Source organism: Brasilonema octagenarum UFV-OR1, from assembly GCF_963888615.1.
GTDB lineage: Bacteria > Cyanobacteriota > Cyanobacteriia > Cyanobacteriales > Nostocaceae > Brasilonema > Brasilonema sennae.
On the sequence record NZ_CAWPKW010000201.1, the window covers coordinates 17,944 to 33,949 of the forward strand.

At 42.5% G+C, this 16,006-nt stretch carries 14 protein-coding genes; 13 read left to right on the plus strand and 1 reads right to left on the minus strand.

Annotated elements, in window-relative coordinates; all coding sequences use genetic code 11:
- The first annotated feature begins 41 nt into the window (after window positions 1-41).
- The 8 genes from AC5590_RS14785 to AC5590_RS14820 all read left to right on the plus strand — a co-directional run bounded on the left by AC5590_RS14785 (window position 42) and on the right by AC5590_RS14820 (window position 10,775).
- Window positions 42-566, plus strand: coding sequence for an SRPBCC family protein (locus AC5590_RS14785; RefSeq protein WP_169264368.1), 525 nt, complete (start codon window positions 42-44; stop codon window positions 564-566).
- A 186-nt stretch (window positions 567-752) separates the two neighbouring features.
- Entirely contained in the window at window positions 753-1,823 is a 1,071-nt protein-coding gene (locus tag AC5590_RS14790; protein ID WP_169264369.1) for an Mrp/NBP35 family ATP-binding protein, read from the plus strand.
- A gap of 107 nt (window positions 1,824-1,930) precedes the next feature.
- Complete coding sequence (gene rodA / locus AC5590_RS14795; protein WP_169264370.1) at window positions 1,931-3,244, plus strand: rod shape-determining protein RodA; 1,314 nt, start codon at window positions 1,931-1,933, stop codon at window positions 3,242-3,244.
- A gap of 169 nt (window positions 3,245-3,413) precedes the next feature.
- Window positions 3,414-3,611, plus strand: coding sequence for an NAD(P)H dehydrogenase subunit NdhS (locus tag AC5590_RS14800; RefSeq protein WP_169264406.1), 198 nt, complete (start codon window positions 3,414-3,416; stop codon window positions 3,609-3,611).
- A gap of 592 nt (window positions 3,612-4,203) precedes the next feature.
- Window positions 4,204-4,860, plus strand: coding sequence for an HAS-barrel domain-containing protein (locus AC5590_RS14805; protein WP_169264371.1), 657 nt, complete (start codon window positions 4,204-4,206; stop codon window positions 4,858-4,860).
- A 143-nt stretch (window positions 4,861-5,003) separates the two neighbouring features.
- Window positions 5,004-7,154 carry a cation:proton antiporter domain-containing protein gene (locus AC5590_RS14810; RefSeq protein WP_169264372.1) on the plus strand — a complete coding sequence of 717 codons (2,151 nt, stop codon included), beginning with the start codon at window positions 5,004-5,006 and terminating at the stop codon, window positions 7,152-7,154.
- 1,151 nt (window positions 7,155-8,305) lie between these two features.
- Complete coding sequence (locus AC5590_RS14815; protein WP_169264373.1) at window positions 8,306-9,244, plus strand: UDP-glucuronic acid decarboxylase family protein; 939 nt, start codon at window positions 8,306-8,308, stop codon at window positions 9,242-9,244.
- A 139-nt stretch (window positions 9,245-9,383) separates the two neighbouring features.
- The gene (locus AC5590_RS14820) at window positions 9,384-10,775 is read left to right on the plus strand and encodes a UDP-glucose dehydrogenase family protein (protein WP_169264374.1); all 1,392 of its coding nucleotides are present in this window, start codon (window positions 9,384-9,386) and stop codon (window positions 10,773-10,775) included.
- Between the two features lie 86 nt (window positions 10,776-10,861).
- Here AC5590_RS14820 and AC5590_RS14825 read toward each other — a convergent pair whose 3' ends face one another.
- On the minus strand, window positions 10,862-11,656 hold the full coding sequence (locus AC5590_RS14825; protein ID WP_169264375.1) for an LmeA family phospholipid-binding protein: 795 nt from the start codon (window positions 11,654-11,656) through the stop codon (window positions 10,862-10,864).
- A gap of 77 nt (window positions 11,657-11,733) precedes the next feature.
- Between AC5590_RS14825 and AC5590_RS14830 the strand changes: the two genes are divergently transcribed.
- From AC5590_RS14830 to AC5590_RS14850, 5 genes are all read left to right on the plus strand, one after another.
- Window positions 11,734-11,952, plus strand: coding sequence for a hypothetical protein (locus AC5590_RS14830; RefSeq protein WP_169264358.1), 219 nt, complete (start codon window positions 11,734-11,736; stop codon window positions 11,950-11,952).
- A gap of 506 nt (window positions 11,953-12,458) precedes the next feature.
- Window positions 12,459-13,058 carry an EF-hand domain-containing protein gene (locus AC5590_RS14835; protein ID WP_169264376.1) on the plus strand — a complete coding sequence of 200 codons (600 nt, stop codon included), beginning with the start codon at window positions 12,459-12,461 and terminating at the stop codon, window positions 13,056-13,058.
- 182 nt (window positions 13,059-13,240) lie between these two features.
- A complete protein-coding gene (locus AC5590_RS14840) occupies window positions 13,241-13,666 on the plus strand; it encodes a cupin domain-containing protein (protein ID WP_169264377.1) in 426 nt (141 codons plus the stop codon).
- Window positions 13,667-13,760: 94 nt separating this feature from the next.
- Window positions 13,761-14,033 (plus strand): hypothetical protein, encoded by a 273-nt coding sequence (locus AC5590_RS14845; protein ID WP_246163122.1) that lies wholly within the window; start codon window positions 13,761-13,763, stop codon window positions 14,031-14,033.
- A gap of 165 nt (window positions 14,034-14,198) precedes the next feature.
- A complete protein-coding gene (locus tag AC5590_RS14850; RefSeq protein ID WP_169264378.1) occupies window positions 14,199-15,773 on the plus strand; it encodes a mechanosensitive ion channel family protein in 1,575 nt (524 codons plus the stop codon).
- Window positions 15,774-16,006 lie beyond the last annotated feature (233 nt).

Consider the following 16,006-nt stretch of genomic DNA (forward strand, 5'->3'; position numbering starts at 1 on the left):
GCCAGAGTTTCCAAAAAGGTGTAGCGAGGAGAAATAGGAAAATGGGATCTTGGTTATCCAAATTCGTCCAGCGCAAACGTCGTCGGTTTTGCCTTTCTCTAGTGCGGACTTACCAAGAAATCAGTTCTGCTTCTGTGGATGAACTTTGGCAAAAAGTGGTTGATATAGCAGATGTTTCTTGGCATCCATTATTCAAAAGCACTAACGTTCCATATGGATTAGTACCCAAACCTGGACTCATCTATCAAGCGGTTACACGCTTGTCGCCAATTCCGATTCGCATTTTTGTAGAACGCGTCAATCCTAGGGAATTACTGAGTGTCAGAGTACTAGCAATTCCAGGTGTAGAAGAACGGGTGACTTATAAAGTAGAATCTACAGTCTGTGGCACTTGTTTGTCATATTCTGTAACGTTACGTGGTTGGTTGTCGCCCTTAATCTGGTCTTTTTCTCGTCCTTACGCAGATCGCGTAGCACGAGCCTTAGTCCAAGCAGTTGAGGAAGCAACATTACAAGCGGTATCCAGAAAACGAAAATCTCTCAAGGATGGTTGTTTTGATTGTTAGTCATGAGTCATGAGTCATTAGTCATTAGTCATGAGTAAAAGAACGACTGAGTTTGGACTCACCGACTACAGATTACTGCCTATTGACTTAAGACTGTGAAAAATTAAGAGTCACTAAAAGTTAAGATTCTAGTAGATAACAAAACGTTTTGTTAAAAATTATTGCAATCGAAAGACTAAAAACATTATGTATGATGTCCTTGATACTCGTTCAGTCCTAAAAGTGTTGCAACCAGTGCAAGACCCAGAACTTCGCAAAAGTCTGGTAGATCTCAACATGATTCGCAACGTCAAAATTGAGGGAGGCAAGGTTAGCTTTACCTTAGTGTTGACAACACCTGCCTGTCCTTTGCGTGAATTTATTGTGGAAGATTGCCAAAAAGCTGTGAAACAGCTTCCAGGAGTCAAAGAAGTATCTGTAGAAGTTACAGCCGAAACACCGCAACAGAAAACTTTAAGCGATCGCACTGGTATTGCTGGAGTTAAGAATATCATTGCAGTTTCCAGTGGCAAAGGAGGCGTTGGCAAAAGTACGGTTGCTGTAAATGTCGCAGTTGCTTTGGCTCAAACAGGGGCGAAGGTTGGTTTACTAGATGCTGATATCTATGGTCCTAACGATCCCACTATGCTAGGACTGGGTGAAGCCGAGATGGTAGTGCGTTCAACAGACAAAGGCGAAATTCTGGAACCTGCTTTCAATTACGGCGTCAAATTAGTCTCAATGGGGTTTTTAATCGACCGGGATCAGCCAGTCATTTGGCGTGGACCAATGCTTAATGGAGTGATTCGCCAGTTTCTCTACCAAGTGGAATGGGGAGAAATAGACTATCTGATTGTGGATATGCCACCTGGAACAGGCGATGCTCAACTCACATTAGCCCAAGCAGTGCCAATGGTGGGAGCAGTTATTGTCACCACACCCCAAAATGTAGCACTGCTCGATTCTCGAAAGGGCTTGCGAATGTTCCAGCAGATGAATGTGCCCATCATAGGAATAGTAGAAAATATGAGCTATTTTATTCCACCAGATATGCCAGATAAGCAGTATGACATTTTTGGTTCCGGCGGTGGTTCCAAGACAGCCGCTGAGTTAGGAGTGCCATTGCTGGGGTGCGTACCACTGGAGATTTCTACTAGAATTGGTGGTGACAAAGGTGTACCAGTGGTTGTTGCTGAACCAGAATCGCCTAGTGCCCAAGCATTAAAGGCGATCGCCCTGACAATTGCTGGCAAAGTATCAGTTGCTGCTTTGACATAACTTGACAAAAAATTCAAATTTTTGCCTGGTTGGAGTTGCTCAGTCTAGAATACAGATTTTAGGTTATTTTAATTTAAAATCTCATACTTAAAGTGTAAACGCATACAATGTTGGCAAAACGTTCGCTTCCCAGAGTTAGTTGGAAGTTCTGGGTCAAACCTTGGCATCAAGTAGATTTATTGTTATTTTGTTTACCAATTGCTCTCACCATATTTGGCGGTATCATGATCCGCAGTACGGAGTTGAATCAGGGACTCACTGATTGGTGGTGGCACTGGCTCATGGGAGGCATTGGCTTAATTATTGCCCTATTTATTGCTAGAAGCCGTTACGAAAATTTGATTCACTTGCACTGGATCACTTACGGCATCACCAACTTTAGCCTGATTGCTGTGATGGTAGTTGGTCAAAGTGCTAAAGGAGCACAACGGTGGATTAACATTGCTGGTATTGCGGTACAACCTTCAGAATTTGCCAAACTAGGATTAATTATTACCCTAGCAGCACTGTTACACAAGCGCACTGCTTCTAATCTTGATAATGTCTTCAGGGCTTTAGCAATCACCGCTGTGCCTTGGGGATTGGTCTTCTTACAGCCAGATTTGGCAACATCATTGGTTTTTGGTTCGATTGTCTTGGGAATGTTGTATTGGGCAAATGCCCATCCTGGCTGGTTAATACTACTAATCTCTCCGATTATTGCAGGGATTTTGTTCAGCATATCTTGGCCGTTATCTGAACAACCGATAGTTTTGTTTAATCAACTATCCCTCACAGCCTTAGGGTTAATCTGGTCAGCTACTATGGGACTGGTTGGATTTTTAACTCTGCCTAGGAAACAAAACGTCATCGGCGGTATAGGCGCGATCGCTCTTAACCTTTTGGGTGGTGAATTAGGTATCTTTGCCTGGAATCATGTTTTGAAGGAGTATCAAAAAAACCGACTGACTGTATTCATGAATCCTGAACACGATCCTCTAAACGCGGGATATCACCTTATTCAATCGCGCATTGCCATTGGTGCTGGTGAATGGTGGGGATGGGGTCTTTTCAAAGGTCCTATGACTCAATTAAATTTTGTCCCAGAACAGCATACAGACTTTATCTTCTCCGCTGTAGGTGAAGAATTTGGTTTTATTGGCTGTCTAGTCGTATTGGTTATCTTCTGCTTCATTTGTCAGCGGCTATTACATGTTGCCCAAACTGCCAAAGATAACTTTGGCTCTTTGGTCGCTGCAGGCGTTTTGTCTATGATTGTGTTTCAGATGATTGTTAACATTGGTATGACCGTTGGTTTAGCACCAGTAGCAGGGATTCCCCTTCCTTGGATGAGTTATGGTCGTTCAGCAATGCTAACAAACTTCATTGCCTTGGGGCTGGTAGAATCGGTCGCAAATTTTCGACAACGGCAGAAGTATTAGTTGTTGAAACTCAGCCGAAAGCAGCGACTGTCTGTCCCACTTCTTGTAGGAGTGGGTTTTATTAACCCAAATTATAGTGGTTAATCAATAGCATGAGTAAATAGTACTAATACAAACCTAGCTTAAGAAAGATTAAGCTATTAACAGGAAACAACCAAGGGAAAAGATGATGATCTTACCAGGAGCAACTGTTCGCGTCAAAAATCCACAAGACACCTACTATCGTTTTGAAGGACTTGTGCAACGCCTGAGTGATGGCAAAGTTGCTGTCCTGTTTGAAGGTGGAAACTGGGATAAACTCGTTACCTTTCGCCTCTCGGAATTAGAAGTTGTAGAAACCACAGCAGGACGTAAGAAAGCGAAATAGTCATTAGTCGTTAGTCATTAGTCATTAGTTAAACAACCTTGCACCTGTTAGTCAGGAGGAGGTAGCGCTATGGGGAGCCAGCGCCCTTCGGGTATCTCCTGCCCAGACGCTACCTTGTAACTCCCAAAGGGACACACTTGCGCTTACGCAGTCGCCTTTGTCGGGAGACAAGGACTTCGCCGTGCTGTCTTACCGTGCACAGGTTCGCTCCGTTGAGGCGACTGGTATCGGGTTTCGCGACTTGTGGACGCCCTCTAGGTAGCTTCGTGTAACGTGGCGACTGTCGCCTCCTGGCTAAGGGCTTTGTTAAGCTAAGTGAATTTTTGATTGAGTGGTCAACAACACACTGGCGCTTTGTTGACCTTACTAATTGCCTTCTGACTTGTGATCCCTTGGGGGTTCGCCAGTCGCTCATGGGGAGCCAGTACTGTTCAAAGCAGCGTGGCACTTTGTGCCATAGTCCTGGTTTCCCTCTCCTGACCCAGACGCTACTTTGAACACGCTTGTTCTGGCGTTGGAAACCCCCAACCCCAAGACCGCCCTGGCTCACTTCTGGCTTGGGAATTGGTAAATTCTTCTTTTTGAATTGCTTATGCGCCTTCCTTTACCACAGTTTGATAGAAGCGATCGCCATCCGAATCATATCGCGGAGGTTATCGAAACTTCTAGTTGCGAATTTTTAGCTCAGTGTTTGGAACCCGACGATTTGAGCTTTCCCTCTATGCCGAGCTTTGGCAGCTGGGTACGTTCAGTTGATGAGGAGTCAGGCAATCAAATTTATGCTGTGGTGTATTCTGCAACAACTATGCCTGTGGATTCCGTACATCGGGCAGTTGCTCTAGGATTGTCACTGCAGGACTTGCGAGAGGAACAACCCCAGATATTTGCTATGCTAAAAACAGAGTTTCGTGCTGCAATTGTAGGATTTGAGCAATCACCAGATGCTCATGTTTCAAATACTAGGGTATTTCAGTATCTGCCTCCTCGTCCCCCACAAGTTCATCAAGCGGTTTTCCGATGTGAAAGCGAAGCAATTATTAAGTTTACCGAAGAATTAGATTTTTTGCGAACACTACTTTCTATCAATGGTGCTCCTGTAGAATCTTTAACTGCAGCTGCCATTCGAGAGGTTTATCAGTTACGCAAAGCTGATCGACAATGGATAATCAAAGCCGGACGTACCTTGAGCGTATTGCTTAAAGATGACTACGATCGCTTACGGTTCATATTGAGCCAGATCCATCCATAGATAGTTAGTTCTTAGATCATCGTTTTGGTAGTCTAGCTAAGGTTTTTTGATTTTTTCATTAGGGTGACTTTTGCAATTGAATAGATTCAGCGATTACGCTTAAGTAATCAAAGTTTCACTATGCCCACTTCTGCGTCCTACCTATGGAACTCATCTTACAAGTTCTTGCGTTGGAACCAACTTCCCAAATTTTCGCCAAGGAACCAATCGTTCCCTTTGCGATTTTACTGGTAGTTATTTTAGTCGTGCCTATCCTGTTTGAGCGGTTGCAACTACCAGGATTAGTAGGTTTGCTAGTTTCCGGAGTCGTGCTTGGTCCTTACGGCTGGAATTTATTACACACAGAATCAGCGATGATGCCTGTGCTATCAAACATTGGGTTAGTTTACTTAATGTTTGTCGCAGGCTTAGAAATAGATATACAGCAGTTTCGTCGCACAAAAAATCAATCGTTGGGATTTGGCAGCTTGAGCTTTTTGGTTCCTTTAGTCGTGGGAACTTTTATTGGGCGGTTTTTTGACTTTGAGTGGAATTCGTCAATATTAATTGGCTCTTTGTTCGCATCTCATACCCTTTTGGCATATCCCATTCTTAGTCGTTTGGGTGTAGTCAATAATGAAGCCATAAGTGTTTCTATTGGGGCTAGTATTGTTACTGATCTTGCTGCCTTGTTAGTGTTAGCCATCTGTGTAGCAATCAAAGATGGATCATTCAGCTTTGGGCGGCTGATGACATTAATAACTTTATTAACACTCTACTCAATTGTCGTTTTAGTAGGTTTTGATTGGGCAGGTAAACAATTTTTTCGCCGTTCTGGTGATGAAGAGGGCAATCAGTTTTTGTTTGTGTTACTCTGTGTTTTTCTTGCTACTGTGGGAGCACAATTGATTGGAGTAGAAAAAATTGTTGGAGCCTTTTTAGCAGGGTTGGCTGTTAATGAAACTGTGGGAGAAGGTCCAGTTAAAGAAAAGGTCGTGTTTGTTGGGAGTGTATTGTTTATTCCCATCTTCTTTGTTAACGTTGGCTTGCTCGTTAATGTGCCTGCCTTTTTACAAAGCATTGATACCCTTGAGCTAACATTTTTTATTATTATCGGTTTAGTAGCAAGCAAATTTATCGCTGCTTATTTGGTAAAACTTATTTATCGCTACAACTGGCAAGAAACGCTTACAATGTGGTCGCTGTCTGTACCTCAAGTGGGTGCAACGTTAGGAGCAACCATTATGGGATATCAAGCTAAGCTGCTTGATGATAGGATATTGAGTAGCGTTATCGTCCTTATGCTCATCACTTCAACCTTGGGACTATTCATAACCAGTCGAGTCGCTGTAGGTTTGACGAACTCAGGAATGAAAGACATAGGGACTGTCAATCTGACTTACCAGAACCAAGAAGAAAACGATAGCTCATACAGTATAGTAGTTCCTGTCCACAATCCCCAAACACAACAGCACCTGATTGAAATGGCGGCGCTATTGGCACGACAGTCTCATGGCAGAATTATACCACTAGCGATCGCAACCGCTTTTGCTCATATGGATGCACCCCAATTAGACGCTTCTGTGCAAAGAAGTCACCGCTTACTGGCAAAAGCCACCGCACTGAGTAAAGTCTTGGGAGTCGAAGCAGAACCATTGCTAAGAATTGACGATGCTTTTGCCCAAGGAATTAGTAGGGCTTCGCGAGAACAAAAAGCTAGTTTGATTATCATGGGTTGGGGTAAACGTACTGGATTCAAAGCACGTTTATTTGGTAATGTAATTGATAACGTTTTGTGGGCATCCCATTGTCCAGTAGCAGTCACACGTCTGGTAGAATCACCAAAAAAATTTCAGCGCATCTTGGTACCACTGGAAAATTTGATGACACCTTCATTGCAGCCTGTAAAATTTGCACAGATTTTAGCAGATGCAAATCAAGCCCAAGTTACCGTATTAAATGTCTGCGAACGACGTACTAGTTCAAGTAAGATTGCTTGGAGGCGATCGCAATTATCTCTACTGATTTCTAGATTAGCACTGCAAAATCCACCAGAAATCCAAATCATACCTCATGAGAATACTGCTCAAGCGATTTTGCAAGCAGCACGATTATATGACTTAGTTGTATTACCTTTTATACGTAATCGCACTGTTCCAGGAGGATTAGCTATTAGCGATGTCACAACTCAATTAGCTAAGCAACTCACCTGTTCAATTGTTATGCTAGGAGAACCTCAACGTACTCAAGATATTATTGTACAAACTGAAGTCACTAGTAGTACCACAGCTGCTATGTCAGAAGGAATTGTGTAATTCAACATGGTTATATAGGACTGGTTTGGTTTATGAACAAACTCGTTGAGGTAGAGAACTCTTAACGCTTAACACAAACTGTACTGACTTGCGTTCAAAAATCTGCGGAGGAATCGTATATGTCGATAGAGTTCAGTTAATCAGAAGAGTTTTTTTAAACTTTTGAGTGTGATCCTTAAAGAACCCCTTAAAAATCGTCGGTTTCACCTAGATATGTATAAAACTGATAGATATTATATTTTTTTCTCTATCATATAGCAACTTGGTATTAATTCAAAGAACGAAAACTTCAGCAAGCCCCATAACCTATAAAACTTACTTTTCCTACTTTTCCCGCCTATTCACAATACTGGAAAATGAAACGAAAAAGTTTTCCTCTTCTATGAGCAACAACGCAGAACACAAAACTCAGAATCCAATACGGTTCAGTTAAGAAATTTATCTGTTGATACCAAGTTTCATTCATACAGGTAATCTTCTTTTTTCTTCCTTAGCGCTCTGTGCGCGAAGGCGCACGCACTCGCGTTCGCGTCTATGTCCTATGGACACGTTAGCGTTCGCAAAGCGTGTCGCTTTGCGAACGCTAACGTGGTTCGTTTATGAAATTATCTCTTTGAACGCAACTTAGTATGAGGTAGGTAGAGGAAGTAGAGGGAGTCAAATGTATCAGGATTTTTGTGAAAGGGTATTAATTGAAAAATTGAGGAATCAAAGACTGTGGACATGAGCATAGATTATAACCTCTCCACTCAGTTGTACAGAATTCACACGCTATATAAGGTAAAGCTTGTTTTAGTTAGCTGATTTAGTTCTTTTATGGTTAAAATTTAACCGGCTTTACGTAAGTAAAAACTTTGAATATCTACGAAAAACTTTATATTTTTAAAGATTCGGTGAAATATTGCGAAACAGCTTACATTTTTGCGATGATTTTGCTATTTTTCTAGTGTAAACCAAGGTATTTGTGACTTACAATCAAAAAAATTGAAGCAAAAAGATGCAAAGATAACAAAAATGCATTTCTGGGTAAACTGCTAAGTTTAACAAAACCTTATCAATGAGACACTAGTAGTGTACTTTGGTTTCAAGGCTGGGTCATCTGAAGACAAGCGCAATCACTACTGCAAATATCTGTAAGTAATTGGGGAACTATGAGAATTTTGGTAACGGGCGGTGCTGGGTTTATTGGCTCCCATCTAATCGACCGATTAATAGCTGGTGGGCACGATATCCTTTGCTTGGATAACTTTTACACAGGGCACAAAGGGAACATACTCAAATGGTTAGATCATCCTTCCTTTGAAATGATCCGCCATGACATTACTGAACCGATTCGCTTGGAAGTTGATCAAATTTACCATCTGGCTTGTCCAGCCTCCCCAGTACATTACCAGTACAACCCCGTGAAAACAGTCAAAACTAACGTTATGGGGACGTTAAATATGCTGGGGTTGGCTAAACGTGTGAAGGCACGGTTTTTGTTGGCTTCTACGAGTGAAGTCTACGGTGATCCAGAAATTCATCCTCAAAGCGAAGAATACTGGGGTAACGTTAATCCTATTGGAATTCGCTCATGTTATGACGAAGGCAAAAGAATTGCTGAGACTTTGACATTTGATTATTACAGACAAAATAAAGTCGATGTTCGGGTAGCCCGCATATTTAACACTTATGGGCCTCGAATGCTAGAAAACGATGGTCGAGTTGTCAGCAACTTTGTCGTTCAAGCGTTGCGGGGTATTCCTTTAACCGTTTATGGAGAGGGTTTGCAAACCCGTAGTTTTTGTTACGTATCAGATTTGGTAGACGGACTGATACGACTGATGAATAACGAATACGTTGGTCCTGTCAATTTGGGAAATCCTGATGAGTATACGATTTTAGAATTGGCGAAAGCAGTACAAGATTTGGTGAACCCCGACGCACAGATCAAGTTTGAACCATTACCTTCTGACGATCCACGTCGCCGCCGTCCCGACATTACAAGGGCAAAAACTTGGTTAAATTGGGAACCTAGCATTCCTTTGCAACAGGGGTTAAAGCTGACTATAGAAGATTTCCGCGAGCGTGTGGCGCCCCGTAACTCCTAGCCCTCGAACGAAAGGAAACCCCTTGATGCAACAAGGGCGATATCTCCTGAGTTGTTATTGGGTGAGTTTGATACTCAGGACTTCAAAACGGAAAATATCTTGTAAAAAATTAACCCCTAAAAGTGAGGAATAGCAAAAAATGCGTGTTTGCGTCATCGGTACTGGTTATGTAGGTCTGGTCACAGGTGCATGTTTAGCTCACATCGGGCATGATGTTGTTTGTATAGATAACAACGAAGAGAAAGTCAAAATAATGAAGTCGGGGCAGTCGCCTATCTTTGAACCTGGACTATCAGACATTATGCAATCTGCGATTAATACAGGTAAGATTGAGTTCTCAACAGACTTAGCTGCAGGAGTAGCCCACGGGGAAATTTTATTTATTGCCGTGGGAACACCACCTTTACCAACAGGGGAGAGCGATACCCGCTACGTTGAAGCAGTTGCCCGTGGTATTGGTGCCCATTTAGACGGTGGGTACAAGGTGATTGTGAATAAATCTACAGTGCCCATTGGTTCAGGAGACTGGGTGCGGATGATTGTTTTAGATGGCATTGCCGAACGCCAAAATACACTCATCACCGCAGGTGGAGCGCCAAGCTACGATAACTTAGCTGAGACAACAGCAAAATTTGATGTCGTTAGTAATCCAGAGTTTTTACGGGAAGGGTCGGCGGTGTCTGATACGTTTAATCCTGACCGTATCGTCTTAGGAGGCAACAGTCCCAGAGCGATCGCCATGATGCAAGAACTGTATGCCCCGATTGTTGAGCGCAAATTTGCAGCTGATCCATCTCTACCCCCAGTACCAGTGCTGGTAACAGACTTGAGTTCAGCGGAGATGATTAAATATGCTGCTAATGCTTTTTTGGCAACTAAAATTAGTTTTATAAACGAAGTTGCAAATATTTGCGATCGCGTTGGTGCTGACGTCACTCAAGTGGCAAAAGGTATCGGTTTAGATTCCCGTATTGGTAACAAGTTCTTAAACGCTGGTATTGGTTGGGGTGGTTCTTGCTTCCCCAAAGATGTTTCTGCACTTATTCACACCGCCGATGATTACGGTTACGAGACACAATTGCTCAAAGCTGCTGTGAGTGTCAATGAACGCCAGCGGTTACTTGCTATTGAAAAACTCCAGCAAACCCTGAAAATTCTTAAAGGTAAAACTGTCGGATTGCTAGGTTTAACTTTCAAGCCTGATACCGATGATATGCGGGATGCTCCAGCGCTTAATGTTATTGAACAGTTGAATAGATTGGGAGCAAGAGTTAAGGCATACGATCCAATTGTTTCTCAAACAGGTATGCGTCATGGTCTTTCTGGTGTGCTGGTAGAAACGGATGCTGAAAGACTTGCTGATGGTTGTGACGCCTTGGTGCTTGTGACAGAATGGCAGCAGTTCAAAAACTTGGAATACGCAAAAATGGCACAGTTGATGAGCCACCCTGTGATGATTGACGGTCGTAATTTCCTTGATCCCGAGACGATGATTAGAGCAGGTTTCCAGTACGTAGGTATTGGTCGCTAACTCAACACTTAATTTCTCGTTCCCAGGCTGTGCCTGGGATCGCTATTTTGGAGACTCTGCGTCCAGCAGATGAAGATAAATAAAAATCAGGGATTTTTGGGGATACGCTCAATTTCTGCATAACCACTAAAAATCAGCCGTTCACCCTCTGTTTCTAAACGATTAAGACGCATTTTCACCCCATCCAAATCAAAGCGGTCTAAATCCACCATATTATCTAAAATTTCCACCAGCGCTAGACTCAAGGTTCGTGAGATTTCCTTTTGTGCTTCGCTTACCTCGTTAAGATCAATTTCTGGGTTTTTAAAAGAAATACGTCGTCGCCGTTCGATACCTATAGTTACGGTCATATTCAGGGGTACAAGTTCACCATTGTTTAAATCTGCCTTGGCTAAAATTCGCAATCGGTTTTGAGGCAATAACTTTACTTCGACTTCGGGAAAAGAGACTGGTTGACCGCCAGATAACGCTGTCAGTGCTGGTGTAGTAAGATTTTCTAAGCGCGTTTTCACCAATTCTGCTTTAAAAGATTGGTTGATGCCTGCTTCTAGTAAGGTAACTTGAGCAATAGCCTGAGTCGGTTGCTTTAGGCGCAGCTTACCGCTTAAAACTGAGCTAAAATCAATGGCAACGGCATCAGTTTCTACAAAAAGTTCTTCAGCTGCGAATTGTCTGCGGATAACTAAACCACGACCTTTCATTGTGAAGCTATCGATGCTGCCCTGCAAAAGTTTACTTGAAGGATTGCAGCGAACAGAGACTTCCACTGACTCGCTTTGAGAGAACAAGTGGCGAATCGTTTGGCTCGCGACAGTGTTGAGCATACGCTCGCCCCAGTCACCGCCTTTAGGATCTGTTAAACCAGTAAGTCCGCCTAGCATTCTAGTTTAAGTTTATAGAAGTTCTCTGTACTTTTGTAACAAATTGTGGATGATTAAGCAAGTTTATAAAGATTGAATTGTTAGCGATACGCCCAGGAGTCTCAGCCCTTTGGGCGATCGCCTTCTGGCTCATTCCCCCAGCAGGTCTTTTATTAATGTCAAGCTTCTTGCTCCCTGGTGATCCTGCGCAAGCTGGCTGGTGGTCTTACCCGCCCATTAGTATCCAAAATTTATCGGTCAGTAGCGATCGCCTCCTCTGGAATTCCTTTAGTCAGCATTTTCGTCTGGTTGGATAAGTTGCGGCGATATTTACCGAATTGGCTGCAGCGCTTCCTAACCGATAGGTGGGGGAAGCGCTGATGACGAGCATGGCAAAACGTTGTTTGGTTTCACTGTACTGCGCGAGCGTGCAAAGTATTTTTGCATTTTTACCATAAAGCGTAAATTTTTTTAACTGTCTGCTTAACGATTTACAACTCATAAAATATCTAGCTGTGGAACACAGCTGGATATTTTATTTTTTCTTATCTTCCTTAACTGTCTTATCTGTCCTAATAATTTTTTAACTGTCTGCTTAACTGTCTTATCTGTCCTTTATATCTTCCTTATGTGTATGATATGATGAGCACAAAATAATACATCATAATATACGTAAAAAAACCAGCTACTATACTGCTTTTTGAGTGGTTCTTATCCAGATGAGGCGCTGATTGATCTAATGTGGTGTGTTATTTTTTACGGGTGTTGTCTATGCGCTTCGCCACATCTAACCCAAGTTGCAAACACATAATGGAGATTAAGTATGTCTGTCGCAGCACCTCAAGATTTGTTAGATAGAAAATTCGATGTTTGTTTTACTCACGCCGATATCGACGGTAACGGTTTTTTTGAATGGGAAGATGTACTCGCTCTGGCCACTCGTATTGCTGATTGTCTCGGCGAGCCTAAGGACAGTCCCAAAGGACAAAAACTGTTCCAGACGTTTACAGACTTTTGGACTTATGTACAAGCCAAGATGGATGTCGATAACGATGGCAAAGTGAGTCCAGAGGAGTGGCGCAATGGCTTACGCAATGCATTCGCCAAAGACCCCGAAGCTTATAAAGCAGGCTTCCGTCCCCTCGCGGAAGCGACCTTCAAAGTCTGCGACCGAGATGGTGACGGTTCCCTCGAACAAAGTGAGTTCGCCAAATTTCACGAAGCCTTTGGCTGTAAGTCGGCAAACAGCGAGCTAGCCTTCCAGAAGCTCGACAGTGACGGCGACGGAGAGCTTACGGTCGATGAACTCCTGAGCGCGTGGGAGGAATACTACACCAGCAACGACCCAAATGCGCGAGGCAACTGGCTGTACGGTGACGTTTGGGACGAAACCGTGGTAGTAGGTAGCAAGATAATAAGATAACCGGGAGCGGGGACGCCGTTGCCAGACTGACGCGAAGATCGCTCGTCTTGTCTCGGTCGGCGTCTAAATAAATATTTTTTGACTGTCTTAACTGTCCTTGTATTCTTAATTAAGAGTCTGACATGTTAAAAAATGTAACAACTAATTTCTTTTGAATAGTATAGTTTTTAAGCTGATAGTTTATGAGTTCTGAAATTTTAGATACTTCCATCCCACAGCAAGTGAGTAGTGTTGTAGTTGTTGAGGAGCCAGAAAGGATTTGTGATACAGATCATGGGTATGTTCGAGGCTGGGGTGTAACTGAAGAAACTGTCGGCTCAAAGCACCTTAGTATGGCTCACGGGGTAATTCCTCCAGGAGCAGGTGCAACCCCACACTATCATCCTTTTGAGACTGCGATATACATTATTACAGGAACGTGTAGAGTTTTATTAGGTGTTGAAAATAATAGATTTGTAGATATAAAAGCAGGTGATTTCCTATATATTCCAACTGGTGTCGTGCATTGCCCGGTTAATTCTGGGCAGGAAGTGATGGAATATATCGTTGCCCGAAGTTCGTCACAAGAGATTTGTCTTTATCATGACCAAAAATATAGCTCATCTTAACCTTAGAGACTTCCAAAAAATAAAACATCCCGTTTTATATAATGCTAATCATTAATATAAGCACTGACTAACATAAGAAACATTTCAGCATTATATGGCGATCGCACTGATGTTTGGCGTCCAAGCCGTTGACCTTCGCACACATGTAATTGCTGGTCATTACGATGCACGTGTGTGCCTTTCCCCCGCTACTGTAGAATTATACACGGCAGTTCGCAAGGTCGTTGCACAGCCACCAACTTCCACCCGTCCATACATTTGGGATGATCATGACCAGTTCTTTGATGAGCATATTGCTCTGATTTCATCTGATATAGCTGCTGGTGGTTTAATTGTGCAAGCGGTTGAAAATATCTTGTCGGGGTAAAAGTAGCTGTAGGAGCCTGCAATAAAAAACGTTCAATATGCAGCTATGACTACGCCACGCAAGCTATCAGATAGGATTGGTGTAAGTACTTAATATTCCCAGGTTTGACTGCAGTTGATATTATTAATAATACTATCTCAATTATTTGACATTCATGTTCAAAAAATGAATATACTAATTGTTCTGGCTGAAGTCGTCTCTTTAATAGTTATTTTCTCTCTATTCAACTTGCTGATTGGAATAATTTTCAGACAGATTACTAAAGTTTCTTGGCTTCAAGGAAGAACTGCGAATATCACCTTTGTGCGCAGAAATATCAGCAGACTTTTGATTTTGATTTGTGTGGTGCTGTGTCTTGCGCTGATTGGTGTGAATGGGATGGTGATTTATCGAGCCGGAAACGTCAAGGAATTCCAACTTAACTTTGTTCGCAGTATTCCCACTCAATTCTGGGTCAATATCTTCACGGCAACCTTGAAAAGTCTGAGCTTACTGATGCTGGTTAAATTCAGCATACCACCCTTACAGCGAGGTATAGACTCGGTCTGCGATTACGCCAAGAGCGCTGATCAAATAAAAGCTAATGATGAGAGTACCGAGGCTTTTTTTAAGGTATTAAAAAGAATTATCACTCATACTATTTGGCTCTCATCTGCTATCTTATGCGCTAAATTTTTTAACCTTCCAGAAGTCGTTCCCAAATATCTTTACATTGCCTTAAAAATCTATATCATCATCACAGTTGGTTTACTCATTGTCAAAGCCGTTGCTACTATCGTTGACACCCTTGATGCTCTTAGTCTTAAATACTCCAGTTCTAACAATCTACTCCGTTTATACGAGCGTTTACGCCATCTAATTCCACTCTTCAAAAAATGTTTGGAATACGTCCTTTATGTCGGCATAGTAAATCTCGTTGTTCCAGAAATAGAGTTTATCGCTTGGCTCGGTACTTATACCCCCAAAATTGTTCAGATTATTGGTGTTTTCTTTCTCAGCAATGTTTTGATTCAAGTCGCCTACTTCATCCTTGATGAATTCTACCTAAGAACTACAGATTCAGATGACTCAAACCGACAGAAACGGCTGACGCTCATTCCCTTAATACGGAGTTTCACCAAATATTTTATCTACTTCACTGCCGGAGTTACCATACTCAAGGTCATTGGCATTGATCCTGCGCCTATCTTAGCAGGTGCAGGGATTGTGGGTATAGCAGTTGGTCTTGGAGCACAAAATCTCATTAATGATGTCGTTTGTGGATTTTTGATTCTGTTTGAAAACTATTACTTGGTGGGTGACTATATCGAAGCTGGGAAAATGGAAGAAAGACCTGTCGAGGGGATTGTGGAGGCGATTGAATTAAGAACAACTCAGATTCGACATCCTGATGGTCAATTACAGATTATTCGTAATGGGGATATTGGATCAATTATCAACTATTCTAAGCAGTATATATATGCAAGAGTGGAAGTTAGCGTTTCCTATGACTCCAATTTAGATCACGTCTACAGAGTCGTTGAGAACATAGGACAAAAGCTAAAGGCAGATGATCACGATGTTCTCGAACCTACGCGAGTCGCTGGAATAGAACATTTTGGGCAGGATAACCTGTTGCTTCTGACACTGACAAAAGTAAAACCAGGAAAACACCTTAATATCCAGCGTGTTCTCCGCAAGATATTAAAAGAAACTTTTAGGCAGGAAGAGATTGAAATTTTTGGTTTTTCCAAGGATTGATAAGTGTAGTTCCCCATGAACTCACCATCTGTATTGCAGTTTGGTCACTATTTTTATCGCCGCTAGCCCCTTTGAGGGGCGCTACGCAAACGCGACGAGGGTGTAAGGGTGTAAGGGTGTAAGGGTTAAGGCGCGAAGGTTTCCAGTGCTTTCCATAACTTTAAACTTCTTCGGAAGTTGAATTGATGGAAACTTAAACTCATCCAACCGCCCTAAACTCGAAATGGTCTTCT